We start from the raw sequence: 19,590 nt of genomic DNA, 5'->3' as shown, positions 1-19,590 counted from the left end.
TGTTGGGCTCAGTTCTTTCTGAAGCGATAGAACAGGGCCGGTTCGCTGACCATATACAGGTTGCCCTTGTCGTCCATGGCCACCCCTTCGGCACGCGGAATGGTGTCCCGCAAGCCGTTGAAACCGCCGAGCAAGGTCATGAAGCTGACTTGCTGGCCCTGCTCATCCAGCTCCAGCAGCATGTTGGAATCCGCGGAAAGCGCCAGCAGGTGGCCGGTACGCGGGTCGACGCTCAGCGCCGAGAGGTTGCGCAGGTCCAGTTCATCGTTGGGCAACGGCTGCTTTTCACCCGTGAGCGGGCTGCGACCATCGGTGTTCCAGGTGTAAAGCCTGGGCGGGCGCTCTTCTCCGATGATCAGGCGCTGGCGCAGCGGGTCCCAGGCCACCGCCTCGAAACCCTTGTTGCTCTTCACCGACTGGCCCAGGTCGTGGCTCTGGAAATCATCATGGTTCAACGAGGCGGTCTGTGCATCCACCTTGACCACAGTCAGGTCGTGCAGGCGCTCATCGGTGATTGCCAGGTAGCCGTCTTCCAGCACGGCGACACCTTCCGGGTTGTTCCAGCCGTTGAGCGGGATCTTGCGCAGTACATCGCCGTCCAGGCTCAGTTCGACCAGGATCGGGTTCTTGCCCATGACTGCGAACAGGGTGCGGGTACGCGGGTTGTAGGCCACATCCGAGGCCTCATCGTCGTCCATGCCTGGCAGCGGTTTGGCATCGATGTCGACCTGGTAGTCCGGCAGCCATACGCTTTCGCTGCGCTCGGCGGTGCTTTCGAAGCCTTCCTTGACCCACAGCGCGCCGCGATCATCCCAATGCATGGCCACGGCAACGCCATAGCCGATTACCGCCGCCGCGGCCAGGCCGAAGGGCCAGCGCAGGAAGAAACGACGCTTGGGGGTTGCCGGAGCGCTGGTGGGAGATGGCATGCGGGGGTCCTGGGCAAATGGGCGTAGATTCGCGCATTATCCGGATCAGGTGTGAAAAATCGGTAAACAGGACCGGCCTCTTCGCGGGTAAACCCGCAAAGAAGGCGACGCGGTTTCGAATCAGAGTACCCGGCTTTCGAAGCGGCTTACACCCGGCAGCTCAAGTACCAGTTCGTCACCGACATTGAACGGCCCCACACCCGCCGGGGTGCCAGTAAGGATCACGTCCCCCGCCTGCAGCGAGAAATGGGCGGCCATGTGCTGGATCATCGGCACGATCGGGTTCAGCATCATCGCGCTGTTACCGTCCTGGCGAACTTCACCGTTTACGGTCAGGCGCACCGGGATGTCGGTCACATCCTCGAAGCTGGCGGCCGACACGAACGGCGGCAGTACACAGGCGCCGTCGAAGCACTTGGCCAGCTCCCATGGCAGGCCCTTTTCCTTCAGTTTGGCCTGCACATCGCGCAGGGTAAGGTCCAACGCTGGGGCGTAACCGGAAATGGCGTCCAGCACCTCTTCCTCGCTCGGATGAGTCGACAGCGGTTTGCCCAGCAACACGGCAATTTCCGCTTCATAGTGCACCGAGCCGCGCTCCTCTGGAATCTTGAAGCCGCCCTCGGCCGGCACCACACAGCTGCCCGGCTTGATGAACAGCAGCGGTTCGGTGGGGATCGGGTTGTCCAGCTCCTTGGCATGCTCGGCATAGTTACGGCCGATGCACACCACCTTGCCCAGCGGGAAGTGAATGCGTGTGCCGTCTACGTACTGGTGCTGGTAACTCATGGCCGACTCCTCTGGATACTGCTTTCTATTCAGGTGCGAAGATCTTACCCGGATTCATGATGCCGTTAGGGTCGAACACGGCCTTTATTGCCTTCATGCAGGCGATTTCTTCGGGCGAGCGGCTGTAGCCCAGATAGTCGCGCTTGGTCATGCCCACACCATGCTCGGCGGAAATCGAGCCGTTGTAGCGCTCGACGATCTCGAACACCCACTTGTTGACCTTGGCGCACGAGGCGAAGAAGTCATCCTTGCTCATGTGCTCGGGCTTAAGGATGTTCAGGTGCAGGTTGCCGTCGCCGATGTGGCCGTACCACACCACTTCGTAATCCGGGTAATGTTCGGCCACGATGGCATCTATGTCGCGCAGGAACGCTGGCACATTCGATACCGTGACCGAAATGTCGTTCTTGTACGGGGTCCAGTGCGAGATGGTTTCCGACAGGTACTCGCGCAGTTTCCACAAGTTTTTCAGCTGGGTCTCGCTCTGGCTCATCACCCCGTCCAGCACCCAGCCTTGCTCGACGCAGTGCTCGAAGGTGGCCAGGGCTTCGTTGGCCACCTCCTCGGTGCTGGCCTCGAACTCCAGCAGCGCGTAGAACGGGCAGTCGGTATCGAACGGCGCCGGCACATCGCCACGCGCCAGGATCTTGGCCAGGCCCTTGTCGGAAAAGAACTCGAAGGCGGTCAGGTCCAGCTTGCCCTGGAAGGCATGCAGCACCGGCATGATCGAGTCGAAATCCGGGGTTCCCAGCACCATCGCGGTGAGGTTGCGCGGCGCACGGTCCAGACGCATGGTGGCCTCGACCACGAAGCCCAGGGTGCCTTCGGCACCGATGAACAACTGGCGCAGGTCGTAGCCGGTGGCGTTCTTGATCAGCCCCTTGTTCAGCTCCAGCAGCTCACCCTTGCCGGTGACCACCTTGAGCCCGGCCACCCAATTGCGGGTCATGCCGTAGCGAATCACCTTGATCCCGCCGGCATTGGTGCCGATATTGCCGCCAATCTGGCTGGAGCCGCTGGAGGCGAAGTCCACCGGGTAATACAGGCCCTGCTCCTCGGCATAGGCCTGCAACTGGCGGGTAATTACCCCTGGCTGGCAGACCACCGTGCGGTCGAAGGCATTGAAATCGAGGATCTGGTTCATGTAGTCGAAGGCGACCACCACTTCGCCATTGGCCGCCACGGCGCCTGCGGAAAGCCCGGTACGCCCGCCCGACGGCACCAGCGCCACCTTGTGCGTATTGGCCCAGCGTACGATCGCCTGCACCTGCTCCACCGTCTTGGGGAAGACGATGGCGCTGGGAGCCGGTGGATAGTGCTTGGTCCAGTCCTTGCCATAGGCTTCCAGGGAAGCTGCGTCGGTCAGGACCTTGCCAGGGTCGACAAGGGTCATCAGTTCATCAATAACAGCGGGGTGGGTCATCGCTGGAACTCTCGACTTATTCATAGTCACCCTGAGCACTCTTCACCTGTCGGGATAAGCTCAGATTGTGTCGCGTATGCTAGCATAGCCCTCCCGCTGTTCATGCTAAGGCTGCCTTTGCGCCTGGCATCACCCTCGCCATTTTTTCTCCGGGATACAGGTTTACGCAGATGAGCAAGACTTCTCTCGACAAGAGCAAGATCCGGTTCCTTCTTCTTGAAGGTGTGCACCAGAACGCGGTCGATACCCTCAAGGCCGCCGGCTACACCAACATCGAATACCTCACTGGTTCGCTGCCGGAAGCCGAGCTGAAGGAAAAGATCGCTGATGCCCACTTCATCGGCATCCGTTCACGCACTCAGCTGACCGAAGAGATCTTCGACTGCGCCAAGAAACTGGTCGCCGTTGGCTGCTTCTGCATCGGCACCAACCAGGTCGATCTGGAAGCTGCCCGCGAGCGCGGTATCGCCGTGTTCAACGCGCCATACTCCAACACCCGTTCGGTAGCCGAACTGGTACTGGCCGAAGCCATCCTGCTGCTGCGCGGTATCCCCGAGAAGAATGCTTCCTGCCACCGTGGCGGCTGGATCAAGAGCGCGGCCAACTCCTTCGAAATCCGCGGCAAGAAGCTGGGTATCGTCGGTTACGGCTCGATCGGCACCCAGCTGTCGGTCCTGGCCGAGAACATGGGCATGCAGGTGTATTTCTACGACCCGCTGACCAAGCTGCCACTGGGCAACGCCGTGCAGGTCACCAGCCTGCACGAGCTGCTGGGCCTGGCCGACATCGTTTCGCTGCACGTGCCTGAGCTGCCGTCCACCCAGTGGATGATCGGCGAGAAGGAAATCCGCTCGATGAAGAAGGGCGCGATTCTGATCAACGCTGCCCGTGGCACTGTGGTCGAGCTGGACCACCTGGCCGCCGCCATCAAGGACCAGCACCTGATCGGCGCCGCCATCGACGTGTTCCCGGTCGAGCCGCGCTCCAACGACGAGCAGTTCGAAAGCCCGCTGCGTGGCCTGGACAACGTGATCCTGACCCCGCACATCGGTGGTTCCACCGCTGAAGCACAAGCCAACATCGGCCTGGAAGTGGCCGAGAAGCTGGTCAAGTACAGCGACAACGGTACGTCGGTATCCTCGGTCAACTTCCCGGAAGTGGCCCTGCCGGCGCACCCAGGCAAGCACCGCCTGCTGCACATCCACGAAAACATCCCGGGCGTGCTCAGCGAGATCAACAAGGTATTCGCCGAAAACGGCATCAACATCTCCGGTCAGTTCCTGCAGACCAACGAGAAAGTTGGTTATGTGGTGATCGACGTTGACGCCGAGTACTCCGACCTGGCGCAAGAGAAGCTGCAACAGGTCAAGGGCACCATCCGTTCCCGCGTCCTGTTCTAAGTTCGCTGGCGGCATGAAAAAGGGAGGCCCTGGTGGCCTCCCTTTCTTTTGCCTGTGACGTTGGTGTCGCCTGCTTCGCGGGTTTACCCGCGAAGAACCCAACACCTATTTAACGTCGACGGTGATCTTCTGCGACACGACGCTCGGCTTGAACGGCACGTGATACTGGTCACCGAGCACCAGCTGCAGGGTGTGCTTGCCAGGGGTCAGGGTAATGCTGGCTTCGGTCTGCGCCTTGCCGAAGTGCAGCACTTGCGGGCCATCCGGCAGTGCAGTGCCGGCCTGTGGCATCAGGCTAGATGGCAGCGGCATGTCGGCCACCGGCTCTTTATCCACGTCCACCAGCAGGTGGTGGTGCCCGGTGTGCGGGGTGCTGTCGCCCGCAGGCTTGAGCGCCATGCCCTCGATGCCGAACTTGACGGTGAAGGTCCTGTCGACCGTGGCGCCATCGGCGGGGGAAACGATGAAGACCTTGGCATCCTTGGGCGGCTCCTGGCTTTTCAGGGCATCTGCGGCACTGGCGAACATTGACGCTCCCATCAACAGACCAGCAACGGCAGCACGCGAAAATAGGCTGTTCATTCACTTCTCCTGTGATTCACTTATTGACCGCCGCCAGTATTCCAGTGGCGGCGGTGGTTCACCTTAGTTGATATGTGCGCCCAGATGTTCACATCCTGAGGCAGAAATATTTCAATCAGGGTTAAACAAGGCCGAGGCTTCAAGGTCATAGGCTGCGCTCGACCACGGCGAGGAAAAAAGCCGTGGCGAAGGTTATTCAAATGCCAAAGAGAAAGGGGCTTTCATGCGTTCGACCATAGGAGTAATGCTGGCGGTACTGATCACGCCATTGGCTCAGGCCGAGCTGATAGACGAAATTGCCGACCGGGGCGAACTGCGCATTGCCGTACAGGTCGACAACTCGCCGTACGCATTCAAGGAAAACGACCACCTGAACGGCTTCGAGATCGACTTCGGCCAGGCGCTGGCCAAGGAACTGGACCTGCGCGCCGAATTTATCGAAGCGCCCGCGGCAGAGGTGCTGCCGGGTGTCGAGACCGGCAAGTACGACATTGCACTGACCCCGTCGAGCGAATCGCCCAAGAATGACGGCCCGCTCGATGTGAGCCTGCCGTTTGGCGAGAAGCAGCTGGTGATCCCGTTCCAGAAGGACAACCCGGCGTTCGAGAGTGCGGTGAACAATGCACTGCAACGGCTCAAGGACAGCGGGCGGACTGCCGAACTTGAGCAGAAGTGGTTCAAGGGTGTACCTGAGACTGCGGACGGGCAGTAAGTTCTTTATTGCCTGTACTGGCCTCTCCGCGGGCACGCCCGCTCCCACAGGTTAATCACAGGCCCGGGAGCGGGTGCTATCCCTGTGGGAGCGGGCGAGCCCGCGAAGAGGCCAGTACAGGTTCAAGCAGAAAACTCAATCAGAGCCTGCTGTGCCTCGTCCAGCTCCAGCTCGCTGAACACCAGCACCCCCGCCCGCCGCAGCAATGCCGTGGTCACCCCTTCCCCGGCCACCTTCACACCACTGAACGTGCCGTCATAGGTCAACCGGTTGCCGCACGAAGGGCTCCCAGCCTTCAGCACGGCCACACGAATGCCATGCCGGCGCACCAGCTCCAGCGCCCGCTGCGCCCCGGCCAGGAACTCGGTGCTGACATCCTCGCCCGCAACCGTCAGTACCTGCGCGCCACCGTCGAGCACCTCCCCACCCTGCCCGCCCGGTATCTCTGCCGGCGGCCGTGGGGTCGGCAAGCCACCCGCCACTTCCGGGCACAACGGCACCACGCGCCCTTCGGCCTGCCAGCGCTGCAACAGGTCGGGGTGCCCGCTGGCGCGGCCGTCATAGCGCACCGGCTGCCCCAGCAGGCAGGCGCTGACCAGCACCTTGGGCAGGTCAGAACAGGTCATTGCCACGGCGCCGGAACCAGCCGGTCAACGAAAGCCGCTCACGCCCTGCCGGCAGCACCTCGTGGGGCACCTCGCCCGACAGGAACACTACCAGGCAGCCCGCCACCGGCTCGACATCATGCTCGACACCGTCCACCAGAAACATGCGCAACTGGCCACCATCCTGCGGCTGCCAGTCTTCATTCAAGTACAGTACTGCCGACACCATGCGCCGGTCATCGTCGCGGAAACGGTCCAGGTGCCGGCGATAGAACGCCCCCGGCGGGTACAGGGCAAAATGGCACTCGAAGTCTTCCAGGCCCAGGAACAGGCCCTGGTTGATGGCCTGGCGCAACTGGTCCATAGCGGCCAGGTATTGGTCGCAGGCCTCGGCCTGGCCGGGATCGATCCACTGGATCTGGTCGCCGCGAATTGCCTCGCGCACCTCCTGCGCAGCACCGCGCCCAACCCCCGCGGGGTTGAGCTCGCCTTCGGCATCACGGCGCCGGCACTCGGCCGCCAGCGCGCGCACCAGGTCAGCAGGCAGAAAAAGCGCCTGCTGGGACCAGCCATGGGTGGCCAGATCGTCGACGACGGCCGCAAGTATCGGGTGTTCAGGGGAGATGTGCATGGCGCGCATCATATCCATTAGCCCTGCCGGCGCACAGCGCCACTTGGCCGAGAAGCACGCGGATATCTCGACAAACCGGCGCCCGGCCACGGACAATAGCCACCTGCCGACAGGAGTCCTGAATGCGCCGTCTGTTTTCCCTGATTCTGCTGATGATCTGCACCGTGCCTGTCTGGGCAGACAACCTGGATCAACTGTACAAGGCCGCCGGCTGGCCCGACCAGCGCGCCCATTTCAATGATGCCCTGACCGCCGCCCAGGAACGCTACCGCAACAGTTTGCCACCCGCCGTGTACCAGGCGCTGGTCAACAACAGCAACCAGCGTTTCCAGGCCCAGGCGGTGGACCGTCGCGCCCAGGCGCAACTGCGCGCAACCTTGGCCAACCCGGCACCGGCGCTGGCCTTCTTCCAGTCGCCGCTGGGGCGCAAGGTGGTAGCTGCGGAGCTCAAGGCCACACGCAAGGACGAATTGGCCAGGAATGCCAAGGGTTTGCCAAAGATCCAGGCCAGCGATGATCGCCTGCTGATAATCGGCCACCTGGCCCAAGCCCTGCCGGCGCGCGAAGCCGGCGCCGAAGTGAGCCTGGCCATCGCCGGCGTGGCGGCCGACAGCCTCAGCTCGATGATCCCCGGCCTGTTCGGCGGCGGCCAGGCCCAAGGCCTGCTCGACGGCCAGCGCCAGCGTCTGATGAGCCAGATTGGCGAAGACCTCAACAACACCCTGCTGTATGTCTACCGCGACCTGACTGACGCCGAACTGGAAGAGTTCGCTACCTTTGCCGAGTCGCCAGACGGCAAGGCTTACTACCAGGCCGCCCTGGCCGCCGTTCGCGCAGGCCTGGCGGTTGGCCAGAGCAGCAGCGACCTGAAGTGATCAGCCCAGGCGCTGGTCGATGAAGTCGAAGTAGCGCTGGCGAATGCCCGGTAACTCGTTGGCCAGGTGGTGACGGGCCTCGGGCAGCATCAAGATCTGCGGCTCTGCAAACTTGGCCTTGAGCACTTCGAGGTTGTAGGGCCAATCCACTGTGCCATCCGCCTCTCCTTGCACGATCAACGGCCGCCGCGTGCTGCGCGGCGCGGCCTCGATGCGTTTGACCCAGTCGATCAAGGCGCCCACCCAGGCCGTTGGCAGGCGGCGCGGTTGCAGCGGGTCGGCTTCGAGGAACGGCAGGAAGCTCGGGTCATTGGTGTTCTCGCTGAAGCGCCGCTCGATGCCATTCACGAAGTGACGCAACACACGATAGCTCAGCTTTGACCAGCGCCAGGCACAAGGCCGCACCAGCGGCGCCAACAGGATGACCTGACCATCGATGGGGCTGCGCGCGCCTTGGTACAGCAGGTGGTCCACGGCGATGGCGCCACCGGTGCTTTGCCCGCAAAGGTGCCAGGGGCGCGGCAGCTGCAGCGTGAGCGCCTGCTCGAACAAAGCTTCCAACACCTGCTGATACACCGCGAAATCACTGATGCTGGCCCGCTCGCCGCTGGACAGGCCATGTCCGGGCAGGTCGCAACTGATCACGGCGAAACCCTGTTTGAGCGCCCAATCGATCACATGCCGGTAGAGGCCCATATGGTCGTAATAGCCGTGCAACAGGAACAGCGTCGCGGTTGGTTGCTCGGGTAGCCAGACCTGCCCGACCAGGTCGAACCCGGCAGCCTGAAAGCCACCCAGCCAGCTATGTGCCGGCAGGTTCAGGCGATAGAAGCGCTGGTAGTCCTGCGCCTGCGCCGACAACGGCTGGCGAGAGGTCAGCGGCGCCAGGCTGGTGCGCAAGAGGTCAGGGTGAAAGGCAGCGGGCATCGGGTACATCCAAAGCGAAGCAAGTATTGATCTGGGATATTCAGCTCTGGCTGGCGTCGTGGCAAGCTTGCTCGATTTCAGGCCGATAGCGGTATCCCCGGTAGGAGCAGCCTTGTGCTGCGAAGAGGCCGCTTCTGCCACAACAACTCCATCAGTCATGCCGGCCCTTTCGCAGCACAAGGCTGCTCCTACAGAGGAGCGCGGAAACTTCATGAAGACTCGGATCATCAAACAGCTGTTCACGGCAATCGCCCTCCTGGTCGGCGTGGCCATCCTCTGGCAGGCCTACACCTCCTTCCAGGCCCGCTACCTGCGCCCGTTCGACAACCAGGCCACGCTGTTTGACGGCAGCCAACTGCAACTCCCCCCCGAACTGGCCGGCCCCGGCCCGATCCGGGTAGTGCATTTCTGGGACCCAGCCTGCCCGTGCAACGTCGGCAACCAGCAGCACCTGGGCGACCTGGTCAGCCAGTTCGCCGGCCAGGGCGTGGCCTTCCATGTGCTGCAAAAGCCCGACAGCGACGGCCAGTTGCCCGCCAACCTCACCGGCCTCAAGCCACTCGCCAGCGTGCCCGGCAGCGAACACCTGCCCGCCTCCCCGGCCGTGGCCATCTGGGACCGGCAAGGTAACCTGGCCTACTTCGGCCCCTACAGTGAAGGCGCGGTGTGCAACGCCAGCAACAGCTTTATCGAGCCGATCCTCAAGGCGCTACTCGACGACCGCCAGGTGAGTGCCTCCAATACCCTGGCGGTGGGCTGCTACTGCCCTTGGGCCGGCTGACGCACCCGCGCAGGGTTGCCCACCACCACCGCACCAGCCGGCACGTCACGGGTAACGACACTACCGGCACCCACCACGGCGTTGTCGCCAATGGTCACCCCCGGCAGGATGATCGCCGCGCCGCCGATCCACACGTTGTTGCCGATAGTCACCGGCCGGCCACTCTCCAGCCCTGTGCGGCGCACCTCGGGGTCGAGCGGGTGGTCAGCGGTATAGATCTGCACGTTGGGGCCGATCTGGCAGTCGTCACCGATACGCACCGGCAGCACGTCGAGGATCACGCAGCTGAAATTCATGAAGGTGTTGCGGCCGACGCTGATGTTGTAGCCATAGTCGCAATAGAACGGCGGGCGGATCACCGCGCCTTCGCCGACCTGGCCAAAGTGCTCTACCAAAAGCCCATGACGTGCGTCGTTGAGCAATTCGACACTGCTGTTGTAGCGGTGCATCCAGTGCTTGTTGGCGATCTGCTCGGCCTGCAGCTCGGGGCAGCCAGCGTGGTAGAGCTGGCCTGCAAGCATTTTCTGTTTTTCGCTGAGGGACATGGAAACTCCTTCCTGGGGCTATGCTCTGTTCGCGAATCCGCCGATCATCGGACCACATTTTTCTCTTGAACGCACAAGGAGCCTGCATGAAGCGCAGCCTGACCCTGTTGGCCGCGGTGGTTGCCGTGGCCGCCGGCGCCGGATACTGGTACGTGCAGGGCAAGCTGCCACAACGCGAGGGCGAGGTGGCCATCGCCGGCCTGCAGGCGCCGGTCAGCGTGCGCTACGACGCCCGCGGCGTACCGCACCTGCAGGCGCAGAGCGAACAGGACCTGTACCGCGCCCTCGGTTATGTGCATGCCCAGGACCGGCTGTTCCAGATGGAGATCCTGCGCCGCCTGGCACGGGGTGAGCTGGCCGAGGTGCTGGGCGACAAGCTGCTGCCCACCGACACCCTGTTCCGCAGCCTGCGTATTCGCGAACAGGCAGCGCTGATGGCCAAGCGTCAGGACCGGCAATCACCCGCCTGGCAAGCCCTGCAAGCCTACCTCGACGGGGTGAATAGCTGGCAGGCCAGCCACCCCAAGCCCATGGAATTCGACCTGCTTGGCATCACCCCGCGTCCGTTCAGCGCCGAAGACACCCTGAGCATCGCCGGCTACCTGGCCTACAGTTTTGCCGCCGCGTTTCGCACCGAGCCCGCGCTGACCTACATCCGCGACCAGCTGGGCCCGGAGTACCTGAACATCTTCGATCTCGCCTGGCGGCCCGAGGGCGCCCTGAGTACACCGCTGGCCGCTGCCGACTGGCAAAGCCTGGAGGCGCTCGCCCGCCTCAGCCATGACGCGCTGGGCGATGCGGGCATCCCGCAATTCGAAGGCAGCAACGCCTGGGCCGTGGCCGGCAGCCGCACCCGCAGCGGCAAGCCGCTGCTGGCCGGTGACCCGCACATTGGTTTCGCAGTGCCAGCTGTGTGGTACGAGGCCGAGCTGTCGGCGCCGGGCTTCAACCTGTATGGCTACTTCCAGGCTCTCAACCCGTTCGCCCTGCTCGGCCACAACCGCGACTTCGGCTGGAGCCTGACCATGTTCCAGAACGACGACGTCGACCTGATCGCCGAACGCACCAACCCGGCCGACGCCAACCAGGTGATGGTCGATGGCAAATGGCAGGCGCTGGAAAAGACCGAGCAACAGATTGCCGTCAAAGGCGAAGCACCGGTCACCCTCAGCCTGCGTCGCTCGCCCCATGGCCCGATCGTCAACGACGTGCTGGGCGCCACTGCCGGGCCCACGCCAATCGCCATGTGGTGGGCGTTCCTGGAAACCGAAAACCCGATCCTCGACGGTTTCTACCAGCTCAACCGCGCCGATACCCTGGGCAAGATGCGCGAGGCCGCGGCCAAGGTGCATGCGCCAGGGCTTAACCTGGTGTGGGCCAATGCCCGTGGCGATATCGGCTGGTGGGCGGCGGCGCAGTTGCCGATCCGCCCCGACGGCGTCGACCCCGCGTTCATCCTCGATGGTGCCAGTGCGCAGGCCGACAAGCTCGGCTTCTATCCCTTCAGCGTCAACCCACAGCAGGAGAACCCGCCGCGCGGCTACATTGTCTCGGCCAACTACCAGCCTCCGGCGGCGGTGCCGATCCCCGGTTACTACAACCTGCGGGACCGAGGTCGCCAGCTCGACCGCCACCTGGCCAACCCCGGGGTGAAGTGGGATACCCAAAACAGCCAGGCGCTGCAGCTGGACACCGCCAGCGACCATGGCCCGCGCACCCTTGCACCATTGCTGGCAACGCTGCGCGCAGTAGCCGAAGGTGACGAAGAGAAGGAACTGGTCGAGCAACTGGCAGCCTGGAGCGGCGACTACCCGCTCGACTCGACAAGTGCCACGCTGTTCAACCAGTTCCTCTATGAGCTGGCATTCGCGGCCTTGCATGACGAGCTGGGCGACACTTGGTTCCCGGTGCTGATCAGCACCCGCGCCATCGACGCTGCCCTGCCGCGCCTGGCAGCGGATGCCGATTCGCCGTGGTGGAACACCCGCGGAACCAACCAGCGCACCGATCGAACCGCCGTGGTGCGCACGGCGTGGCAGAACAGCTTGAAGCACCTGCGCAAGACCCTGGGGAATGATCCTGCCAGCTGGCAGTGGGGCAAGGCCCATACCCTGACCCACAACCACCCGCTGGGGGTCAAAAAGCCGCTGAACCTGCTGTTCAACGTTGGCCCGTTCGCCGCACCGGGCACTCATGAAGTGCCGAACAACCTATCTGCGAAGATCGGCCCGGCGCCATGGCCGGTGACCTATGGGCCGTCGACGCGGCGGCTGGTCGACTTTGCCGATGCCGGGCAGGCGCTAACCACCAACCCGGTCGGCCAGAGTGGCGTGCCGTTCGACAGGCATTTTGCGGATCAGGCCGAAGGGTACGTGCAGGGGCAGTACCAGAAGGCGCAGATGGGGGTGATTCCGGCGCAGAGTACGTTGCGTCTGGTGCCAGCCAAGTAAAAGGCTGCTCCTGCAAGAGACCGCGATCCTGGTAGGAGCAGCCTTGTGCTGCGAATGGGCCGCAAAGCGGCCCCCAACAATTTCGAATACCTCACAGCACTCACAGCCGAGACCCATTCCATGCAAAGACACTTCATCGAAATCGACGGCGCCCGCATGAGCTACATCGACCAGGGCCAGGGCTTTCCGGTCGTGCTCGGCCACAGCTACCTGTGGTCCGCCGAGATGTGGCAGCCACAAATCGAAGCCTTGTCAGCACACTTCCGCGTCATCGTCCCCGAGCTGTGGGGCCACGGCGGCTCAGATGCTCCGCCTGCCACGACCATCGACATGAGCGCTTTGGCCCGCCAGCATCTGGCACTGCTGGACGCCCTGGACATTGGCAAATGCCATTTGGTCGGCCTGTCGGTCGGCGGCATGTGGGGCGCGCAACTGGCCCTGGAACACCCTGAGCGGGTAGACCGCCTGGTGCTGATGGACACGTACCTCGGTGCCGAGCCGGAGGCGACCCGGCTCAAGTACTTCGGCCTGCTTGACGCCGCCAGTGCTGCAGGGCTGTTCCCGGAGCCATTGCTGGACATCGTCGTACCGATCTTCTTCCATGCAGGCGGGCAGACTGTGCCGCAAGTGCGCGAAGGCTTCCGCGCAGCATTGAAGGCGAGTAGTGCCGAGGTGATTCGGCACAGTCTCGACCCGATGGGGCGAGTGATCTTTGGCCGGCCAGACTTGCTGTCGCGACTGGGAGAACTGGTAAGTGAGCGGACCATCGTGATCTGCGGCGACCAGGACATTCCACGGCCGCCGGAAGAGTCCAATGAAATGGCGCAGATCATTGGCTGCCTGGCGGCGCAGATTCCGTTTGCGGGGCATATCTCCAGCCTGGAGAACCCGCGGGTGGTGAATGAATTCCTGTTGAACTGGCTGCCGCGCAACCAGTGATATTGCCGGGGCTGCCTTGCAGCCCTTGTGGGAGCGGGTTCACCCGCGAAGCAGGCAACTCGGTGTATGGCACCGGCTTCGCCGGTGTTCGCGGGTGAACCCGCTCCCACAATGGCCCCATTTACCCGACTAACCTTGCCACTTGCCCCCTTCCACAATCACGCTTTCCGGCTTGGTGTCATCGCTCAGTTCCTTGCGCACATACTGGTCATACAGCTTCAGCAGAAACTTCTCCTCCCCCAGCTTGGCCAGCTCGGCATTCACCCAGTCACGCAGTTCGGTGTTGCCCTTCTTCACCGCCGGTGCAATCGGGGCTTCTTCACCCAGCAGCTCAGGCAACACGCGGTACCCCGGGTTCTGCTTGGCCCAGCTGAACAGAATCAGGTTGTCCTGCGCATAAGCATCGCCACGCCCGGCGGCCAGCGCCTGCAACGACTCGCTGTTCTTTTCGAACTTGAGCAGTTTCCAGTCCGGGTGGTTCTTGGTCAGCCAGATATCAGCGGTGGTGCCGGTGGTGACGATGATGGTCTTGTCGGCCAGGTCGTCGAGCTTCTGCACCGGGCTGCCATCCGCGACGATTGCCTGCACGGCAACGCGCAGGTTGGGGTTGGTGAAGTCCACCGCTTCCTTGCGCTCCGGGGTCACGGTCATGTTGGCGAGAATCAGGTCGACCTTGTCGCTCTGCAGGAACGGGATACGGCTGGCCGGCTCCACGGCAACGAACTCGACCTTGTTTTCATCACCCAGCAGGTCCTTGGCCAGGCGCCGGCCGATATCGGTGTCAAAGCCCACGTAGCGGCCCTGCTCATCGACGAAACCGAACGGTGGCTTGTCGGTGAACACGCCGACAATCAGCTTGTCGCGGGCCTTGATGGTTTCCAGGTAGCTGGTGGCCGGCGAGGCCGCCGCCGGCTTGGGTGGCTCTTCAGCCTTGTTGCAGCCGGCCAGCAGGGCCAGGCCGAACAACGGCGCCAGCAGTTTGGTGAGGTTGGCAGTTTTCATGACAGTTCCTTGTGCAGTGTCTTCGGCAGGCTTTCTACGAAGGAGAATTTCTCCAGGAACTGCTGCGCGCGTGCGGTCCGCGGTCGTGTGAAGAAGCTCTCGGGGTCGCCCTGTTCAAGGATCCTGCCGGCCTCCATGAACACGATGCGGTCGGCCACCGCGCGAGCGAAGGCCATTTCGTGGGTAACGATGAGCAAGGTCATGCCGTCGCGTGCCAGGCCCTGGATCACCTGTAGCACCTCCTTGACCATTTCTGGGTCGAGGGCCGCGGTAACCTCGTCGAACAGCATCACCTCGGGGTTCATGCACAGCGAACGCACGATGGCTATGCGCTGCTGCTGGCCCCCGGACAGTTGCCGGGGAAAGGCGTCGCGTTTGTCCAGCAGGCCGACCCGCGCCAGCAGCGCCTCGGCCTGGGCCTGGGCTTCGGCGCGCTCGCGCCTTTGTACCTTGAGCGGGCCAAGCAGCAGGTTGTCGATCACGCTCATGTGACCGAACAGGTGATAGCTCTGGAACACCATGCCGACCCGCTGGCGGACTTCGCGCCAATCGGTACGCGGGTCGAGCAGCTCCTGCCCGGCCAGGCGCAGGTGGCCGCCGTGGGCCTGCTCCAGGCCGTTGAGGCAGCGCAGCAGCGTGCTTTTGCCACAGCCGCTGGGGCCGAGAATGACCACCACCTCGCCGGCCGCCACCTGGAGGTCGACGTCCTTGAGCACCTGGTGCTCGCCAAAGAACTTGTTGAAACCCTGGAAATCGATCAATGCGCTCATGAGTGGGCCCAGCGGCGTTCCAGCACGCGTGAAGCGGCGGACAGCGGATAGCAGACGATGAAGAAGAACAGGAACAAGGCGCCGTAGATCAGCACCGACTCGTAGGTGCGTTCGATGATCTGCTGGCCGGCCTTGATCACCTCGACCACGCCGATCAGCACCGCCAGCGAGCTGGTCTTGATGATCCGCGTGTAGATGTTGATGGTTGGCGGGGTCATGCGCTTGAGCGCCTGTGGCAACAGCACATAGCCATACAGCTGCCAGCCGGCCAGGCCGATCGACAACCCCGCCTCGCGCTGGCCGCGCGGCAGCGAGTGCAATGCGCCACGCACCACCTCGCCCACCTCGCTGGCGCCCCACAGGCCCAGCACCAGCACCGCGCACCAGAAGCTGGGAATGCTCACGGCCAGAAAGATCGGCAGGCCGAAGAACGCCAGATAAAGCCAGACCAGCACCGGTATGGCACGGAACAGCTCCAGGTACACTTGCAAGGCAATGTTCAGGGTACGGTTGCCCAAGGTTGCCAGCACACCATAGAGCACACCGCCCAGCGTCGCGAAGAGGATGCCCAGCGCAGAAATGGCCAGGGTCTGCACCGCGCCGCCAGCCAGTTGCGGCAATGCCTGCAGCAGCAGTTCAGACGCCGAACTGGCCATGTTGCAGCCTCCTTTCGATATAGCGCAGCAGCAACGACAGCGGCAGGAACAGCAGCACACATAGCAAGGTCAGCACGGTGAGCATTTCATAGGTCTTGTAATACAGCGCGATGTAGTTCTTGGTGGTGTAGAGAATTTCCGGCACGGCCACCGCCGAAACCACGGTGGTTTCCTTGAGCAGGAAGATGAAGTTGGCGAACAGTGCCGGCAGGCTGAGGATGCCGGCCTGGGGCAGCACCACATGGCGCAGCAACTGGCCTTCGGACAAGCCGATGGAGCGACCGGACTCCAGCTGGGCACGGGGCACGGCCTCGATGCCGGCACGCAGCACCTCGGTCAGGTAGGCACCGCCCATGAAGGTCATGGTGATGATCGCTGCAGCAAAGCCGGAAATCTTCAGGCCCAGGCTGGGCAAGGCGAAGTAGACGAAGAACAGCTGGATCAGCAGCGGCGTGTTGCGTGCAAGCTCCACGTAGGCTTTTACCAGGCGCCACAGGTACGGGGTGCGTAATACCAGCACTGTGGCGTTGACCAGGGCGACCAGCAGCGAGGTGGTGATGGCGATCAGGCCGACCTGCAGGGTCACGCCCACGGCCTTGAGGAAGGCGGGCAGCGTGCCGAGGATGAATGCGGTGTCGAGGGTCATGGGTAAAGCAGGTCTGCAGGGTGCGCGTGGGCACGATAGCTAGACTCTAATGATCTAAAAACTTTTTAATAAATACCTTTATCGCATATGCATATCACTGAGAATTCAGCGCTGATGGCATGTATTGCCGGCGCACACAGGACCTTGTGGGAGCGGCTTTAGCCGCGAACACCGGCGCAGCCGGTGCCATGCACCACGTTGAATTCTTCGCGGCTAAAGCCCAGAAATGAAAACGCCGACACAAGAGTGTCGGCGTTGGGTCATGCAAGGTAATGCAAGCGCATCAGAACGCCGGCAGCACCGCACCTTGGTACTTCTTGGCGATGAATTCCTTCACTTCCGGGCTGGTCAGGGCCTTGGCCAGTTTCTGGATGGCTTCGCTGTCCTTGTTGTCAGGGCGGGCGACCAGGAAGTTCACGTATGGCGAGTCGCTACCTTCGATCACCAGCGCGTCCTTGGCCGGGTTCAGGCCGGCTTCCAGGGCGTAGTTGGTGTTGATCATGTCCAGGTCGACCTGGTCCAGCACGCGCGGCAGCATGGCCGACTCAAGCTCGCGGAACTTCAGCTTCTTCGGGTTCTCGGCAATGTCCTTGGGGGTGGCCAGGGCGTTCTTCGGATCCTTCAGGGTGATCAGGCCAGCCTTCTGCAACAGCAGCAGAGCGCGGCCGCTGTTGCTGCCCTCGTTAGGGATGGCAACGGTAGCGCCTTCCTTCAGTTCACTCAGGCTCTTGACCTTCTTCGAGTAACCACCGAAGGGTTCGACGTGCACGCCGATCACGGTATCCAGGTGGGTGCCCTTGCCTTCGTTGAAGTTCTGCAGGTACGGCAGGGTCTGGAAGTAGTTGGCGTCCAGGCGCTTCTGGTCAACCTGGACGTTCGGCTGCACATAGTCGGTGAAGACCTTGATCTGAAGGTCCACACCTTCCTTGGCCAGGGTCGGCTTGATCAGCTCGAGGATTTCGGCGTGCGGTACCGGGGTGGCGGCAACCACCAGTTTCTCGGCGGCAGCAGCCAGGCCGGCAAACGACAGGGCAGCGGCCAGGGCAGTGGTCAGCAGGGTCTTCTTCATGGTGATCCTTGTTCTGGTTCTGGGCCATCGGCGATGGCGAATCGGGTGCCCAACCGGTTCACCAGCGGGCGTGAGGCGGACAATACCCAGATTTTTTATTCCGTAACAATATCTTTTATTTAGCTGCTTATTCCAAAAGCAAACTGCCATCAGCCACTTTGCTTATGAGCGGTGTCTAGCGCGCGGGGTTTGCCAGGTCGAGGTCCTCAGCCAGGATCTCTTCGCCGTCATTCACCAGCAAGGCGAAGTGGATGACGTTCTCCAGTTCACGGGTGTTGCCCGGCCAGGGATGTGCTTCCAGCACCTGCTGCGCCGCCTCGCTCACGAGCGGCACAGGCCGCTGCAGGCGCACGCTGTAGATGCCCACGAAGTACTCGGCCAACGGCAGGATATCGCCCGGCCGCTCGCGCAGTGGCGGCAGCTCCAGCGCCCCCTCGCGCAGGTACTGGTACAGGCGCTCGTTGAAGCGTCCCGCGCGCACCACCCGCGCCAGGTCGATGCTGGTAGCAGCCACCAGGCGCACGTCCACCGGCTGCGGCTGCTGTGCACCCACCCGGGTAACCTCGCGGTTTTCCAGGGCTGCCAGCAGCTTGCCCTGGATGGCCAGCGGCAAGTCGGCAATCTCGTCCAGGTACAACGTGCCGCCATTGGCCGAGCCGAACCAGCCGGCACGGCTGCTGGCTGTGCCGCCCTGGCTGCCCGCACTGTAGCCGAACAGCTCGGCATCGGCGTAGGTGGGGCTGATGGCCGCGCAGTTGACCGACACGAACAACCCGCTGCGGTCACTGGCACGGTGGATCTGCCGGGCCAGCAGTTCCTTGCCAGTGCCGGTTTCGCCGCGGATCAGCACTGGCAAGGGCTGTGGCGCCAGGCGCTCGAGCTCCTCGCGCAGCTGCTGTGACCGTGGGTCGATGAACACCAGTGCCTTGGCGCGGATGCTAAGCGGGCTCTTGTCCAGCTCAGGGAAGGTCAGCAATGGCTGGCCAAAAGGGTTTTGAAAAGTCATGACGAACTCCCGCCCCAGGCCTGCAATGGCCGGGCGTCAGGCAAGCGGTAAACAGTAAGGGCGATCAGGCGCGGCGCAGTGCGCGCTGCTCGACCCGGCTCTGCAAGCGATACAGGTAGGCGAAACCTTGTTCCCAGCGCTCATGCCCGGACTTGACGTTGATGTGCCCGGCATTGGTCAGCAGCCCTGCTTCGGCGCCCCAGACCTGGGCCAGGTATAACGCCCTTGGCACGCTTACGGCCGGGTCGTTGTCCGAGCTGACCACCTGGCTGGGAAATGGCAGTGCTTCGGTCGGTATCGGCGCGAAATTGCGCAGAGCCGGCGCGCAGGTCGGCCGCTCTACGTCTGCTGGCGCCACCAGCAGCGCGCCCCGTACCCGCCGCAGCAGGGCCGGGCTGGCTTGCGCGGCCCAATGAGCGACGGTTATGCAGCCCAGGCTATGGGCAATCAGAATCACCGGCGAGCGCTCGGCGGCAATCGCCTGCTCCAGTGCCTGCACCCAGTCCTGGCGTTGCGGGGTCAGCCAGTCGTGCTGCTCGACCCGGGTGCTGTTGGGCAGGGTGCGCTGCCAGTGACTTTGCCAATGGTTGTCTGGCGATCCTTGCCAGCCCGGCACAATCAGGTAACGAATCGACTCATTGCGCATGGGGACGCCTCCAGTGAGTTTGCGTGCTTGGAGACAAGTATAGGGAGGGAGTTATATCAGTAAAGGAATAAGAAGCTATTTATTAATAACCGAAATGCAATCCCTGTGGGAGCGGGTTTATCCGCGAATGCGTCGGTGATGCCTACATCGCATCCGCGGGTGAAACCGCTCCCACAGGGGGCATTGATAGCCATGAAATCCTGGCAAAAA

21 protein-coding genes are annotated in these 19,590 nt (G+C 62.9%); 6 read left to right on the top strand and 15 right to left on the bottom strand.

Annotation, left to right across the window (positions count from 1 at the left end; all coding sequences use genetic code 11):
- Positions 1-8: 8 nt before the first annotated feature.
- From CAF92_RS21240 to CAF92_RS21230, 3 genes are all read right to left on the bottom strand, one after another.
- A complete protein-coding gene (locus tag CAF92_RS21240; RefSeq protein WP_085601850.1) occupies positions 9-929 on the bottom strand; it encodes an SdiA-regulated domain-containing protein in 921 nt (306 codons plus the stop codon).
- Between the two features lie 120 nt (positions 930-1,049).
- Positions 1,050-1,715, bottom strand: a complete 666-nt coding sequence (locus CAF92_RS21235; RefSeq protein WP_085601849.1) for a fumarylacetoacetate hydrolase family protein — start codon at positions 1,713-1,715, stop codon at positions 1,050-1,052.
- A gap of 25 nt (positions 1,716-1,740) precedes the next feature.
- Positions 1,741-3,138: an FAD-binding oxidoreductase gene (locus tag CAF92_RS21230; RefSeq protein ID WP_085601848.1), complete on the bottom strand. Its 1,398-nt coding sequence runs from the start codon at positions 3,136-3,138 to the stop codon at positions 1,741-1,743.
- Positions 3,139-3,308: 170 nt separating this feature from the next.
- Between CAF92_RS21230 and serA the strand changes: the two genes are divergently transcribed.
- Positions 3,309-4,538 (top strand): phosphoglycerate dehydrogenase, encoded by a 1,230-nt coding sequence (serA, locus tag CAF92_RS21225; RefSeq protein WP_046613587.1) that lies wholly within the window; start codon positions 3,309-3,311, stop codon positions 4,536-4,538.
- Positions 4,539-4,643: 105 nt separating this feature from the next.
- On the opposite strand, the gene CAF92_RS21220 is transcribed toward serA, so the two are convergent.
- Complete coding sequence (locus CAF92_RS21220) at positions 4,644-5,120, bottom strand: DUF4399 domain-containing protein (protein ID WP_085601847.1); 477 nt, start codon at positions 5,118-5,120, stop codon at positions 4,644-4,646.
- Between the two features lie 223 nt (positions 5,121-5,343).
- Between CAF92_RS21220 and CAF92_RS21215 the strand changes: the two genes are divergently transcribed.
- Complete coding sequence (locus CAF92_RS21215; protein WP_085601846.1) at positions 5,344-5,832, top strand: ABC transporter substrate-binding protein; 489 nt, start codon at positions 5,344-5,346, stop codon at positions 5,830-5,832.
- A 122-nt stretch (positions 5,833-5,954) separates the two neighbouring features.
- On the opposite strand, the gene CAF92_RS21210 is transcribed toward CAF92_RS21215, so the two are convergent.
- Together CAF92_RS21210 and CAF92_RS21205 are read right to left on the bottom strand one after the other, a co-directional pair.
- Positions 5,955-6,458 carry a DUF523 domain-containing protein gene (locus tag CAF92_RS21210; RefSeq protein WP_085601845.1) on the bottom strand — a complete coding sequence of 168 codons (504 nt, stop codon included), beginning with the start codon at positions 6,456-6,458 and terminating at the stop codon, positions 5,955-5,957.
- On the bottom strand, positions 6,445-7,077 hold the full coding sequence (locus CAF92_RS21205; protein WP_046613729.1) for a 2OG-Fe(II) oxygenase: 633 nt from the start codon (positions 7,075-7,077) through the stop codon (positions 6,445-6,447). The genes CAF92_RS21210 and CAF92_RS21205 overlap by 14 nt, the downstream gene beginning before the upstream one ends.
- Positions 7,078-7,190: 113 nt before the next feature.
- Here CAF92_RS21205 and CAF92_RS21200 point away from each other — a divergent pair, with 113 nt between their 5' ends.
- Positions 7,191-7,943, top strand: coding sequence for a DUF2059 domain-containing protein (locus tag CAF92_RS21200; RefSeq protein ID WP_046613591.1), 753 nt, complete (start codon positions 7,191-7,193; stop codon positions 7,941-7,943).
- On the opposite strand, the gene CAF92_RS21195 is transcribed toward CAF92_RS21200, so the two are convergent.
- Positions 7,944-8,870, bottom strand: a complete 927-nt coding sequence (locus CAF92_RS21195; RefSeq protein ID WP_085601844.1) for an alpha/beta hydrolase — start codon at positions 8,868-8,870, stop codon at positions 7,944-7,946.
- A gap of 211 nt (positions 8,871-9,081) precedes the next feature.
- Between CAF92_RS21195 and CAF92_RS21190 the strand changes: the two genes are divergently transcribed.
- Entirely contained in the window at positions 9,082-9,651 is a 570-nt protein-coding gene (locus tag CAF92_RS21190; protein ID WP_085601843.1) for a DUF6436 domain-containing protein, read from the top strand.
- On the opposite strand, the gene CAF92_RS21185 is transcribed toward CAF92_RS21190, so the two are convergent.
- On the bottom strand, positions 9,630-10,196 hold the full coding sequence (locus CAF92_RS21185; RefSeq protein ID WP_046613594.1) for a sugar O-acetyltransferase: 567 nt from the start codon (positions 10,194-10,196) through the stop codon (positions 9,630-9,632). The two genes, CAF92_RS21190 and CAF92_RS21185, sit on opposite strands and share 22 nt — an antisense overlap.
- Positions 10,197-10,282: 86 nt before the next feature.
- On the opposite strand from CAF92_RS21185, the gene CAF92_RS21180 reads away from it, so the two are divergent.
- The gene (locus CAF92_RS21180; RefSeq protein WP_085601842.1) at positions 10,283-12,646 is read left to right on the top strand and encodes a penicillin acylase family protein; all 2,364 of its coding nucleotides are present in this window, start codon (positions 10,283-10,285) and stop codon (positions 12,644-12,646) included.
- Between the two features lie 120 nt (positions 12,647-12,766).
- Positions 12,767-13,585, top strand: a complete 819-nt coding sequence (locus tag CAF92_RS21175; protein ID WP_085601878.1) for an alpha/beta fold hydrolase — start codon at positions 12,767-12,769, stop codon at positions 13,583-13,585.
- Between the two features lie 129 nt (positions 13,586-13,714).
- Here the strand turns inward: CAF92_RS21175 and CAF92_RS21170 are convergent, their stop codons facing one another.
- From CAF92_RS21170 to CAF92_RS21140, 7 genes are all read right to left on the bottom strand, one after another.
- Positions 13,715-14,587 (bottom strand): transporter substrate-binding domain-containing protein, encoded by an 873-nt coding sequence (locus CAF92_RS21170; RefSeq protein ID WP_046613596.1) that lies wholly within the window; start codon positions 14,585-14,587, stop codon positions 13,715-13,717.
- Positions 14,584-15,357, bottom strand: coding sequence for an amino acid ABC transporter ATP-binding protein (locus CAF92_RS21165; protein WP_085601841.1), 774 nt, complete (start codon positions 15,355-15,357; stop codon positions 14,584-14,586). Before CAF92_RS21165 ends, CAF92_RS21170 begins: the two co-directional genes overlap by 4 nt.
- Positions 15,354-16,013: an amino acid ABC transporter permease gene (locus CAF92_RS21160; protein ID WP_046613598.1), complete on the bottom strand. Its 660-nt coding sequence runs from the start codon at positions 16,011-16,013 to the stop codon at positions 15,354-15,356. Before CAF92_RS21160 ends, CAF92_RS21165 begins: the two co-directional genes overlap by 4 nt.
- Positions 15,994-16,659, bottom strand: a complete 666-nt coding sequence (locus tag CAF92_RS21155) for an amino acid ABC transporter permease (protein WP_085601840.1) — start codon at positions 16,657-16,659, stop codon at positions 15,994-15,996. Before CAF92_RS21155 ends, CAF92_RS21160 begins: the two co-directional genes overlap by 20 nt.
- A gap of 283 nt (positions 16,660-16,942) precedes the next feature.
- Positions 16,943-17,728, bottom strand: coding sequence for a MetQ/NlpA family ABC transporter substrate-binding protein (locus CAF92_RS21150; protein ID WP_025341021.1), 786 nt, complete (start codon positions 17,726-17,728; stop codon positions 16,943-16,945).
- A gap of 175 nt (positions 17,729-17,903) precedes the next feature.
- A complete protein-coding gene (locus tag CAF92_RS21145) occupies positions 17,904-18,734 on the bottom strand; it encodes a sigma 54-interacting transcriptional regulator (RefSeq protein ID WP_085601839.1) in 831 nt (276 codons plus the stop codon).
- Positions 18,735-18,798: 64 nt separating this feature from the next.
- Positions 18,799-19,380, bottom strand: coding sequence for an alpha/beta hydrolase (locus CAF92_RS21140; protein ID WP_046613601.1), 582 nt, complete (start codon positions 19,378-19,380; stop codon positions 18,799-18,801).
- Positions 19,381-19,590: the final 210 nt, after the last annotated feature.

The sequence above is a fragment of the Pseudomonas sp. B10(2017) genome, assembly GCF_002113295.1.
GTDB lineage: Bacteria > Pseudomonadota > Gammaproteobacteria > Pseudomonadales > Pseudomonadaceae > Aquipseudomonas > Aquipseudomonas pudica.
This window is presented reverse-complemented; position numbering and strand designations above follow the sequence as displayed.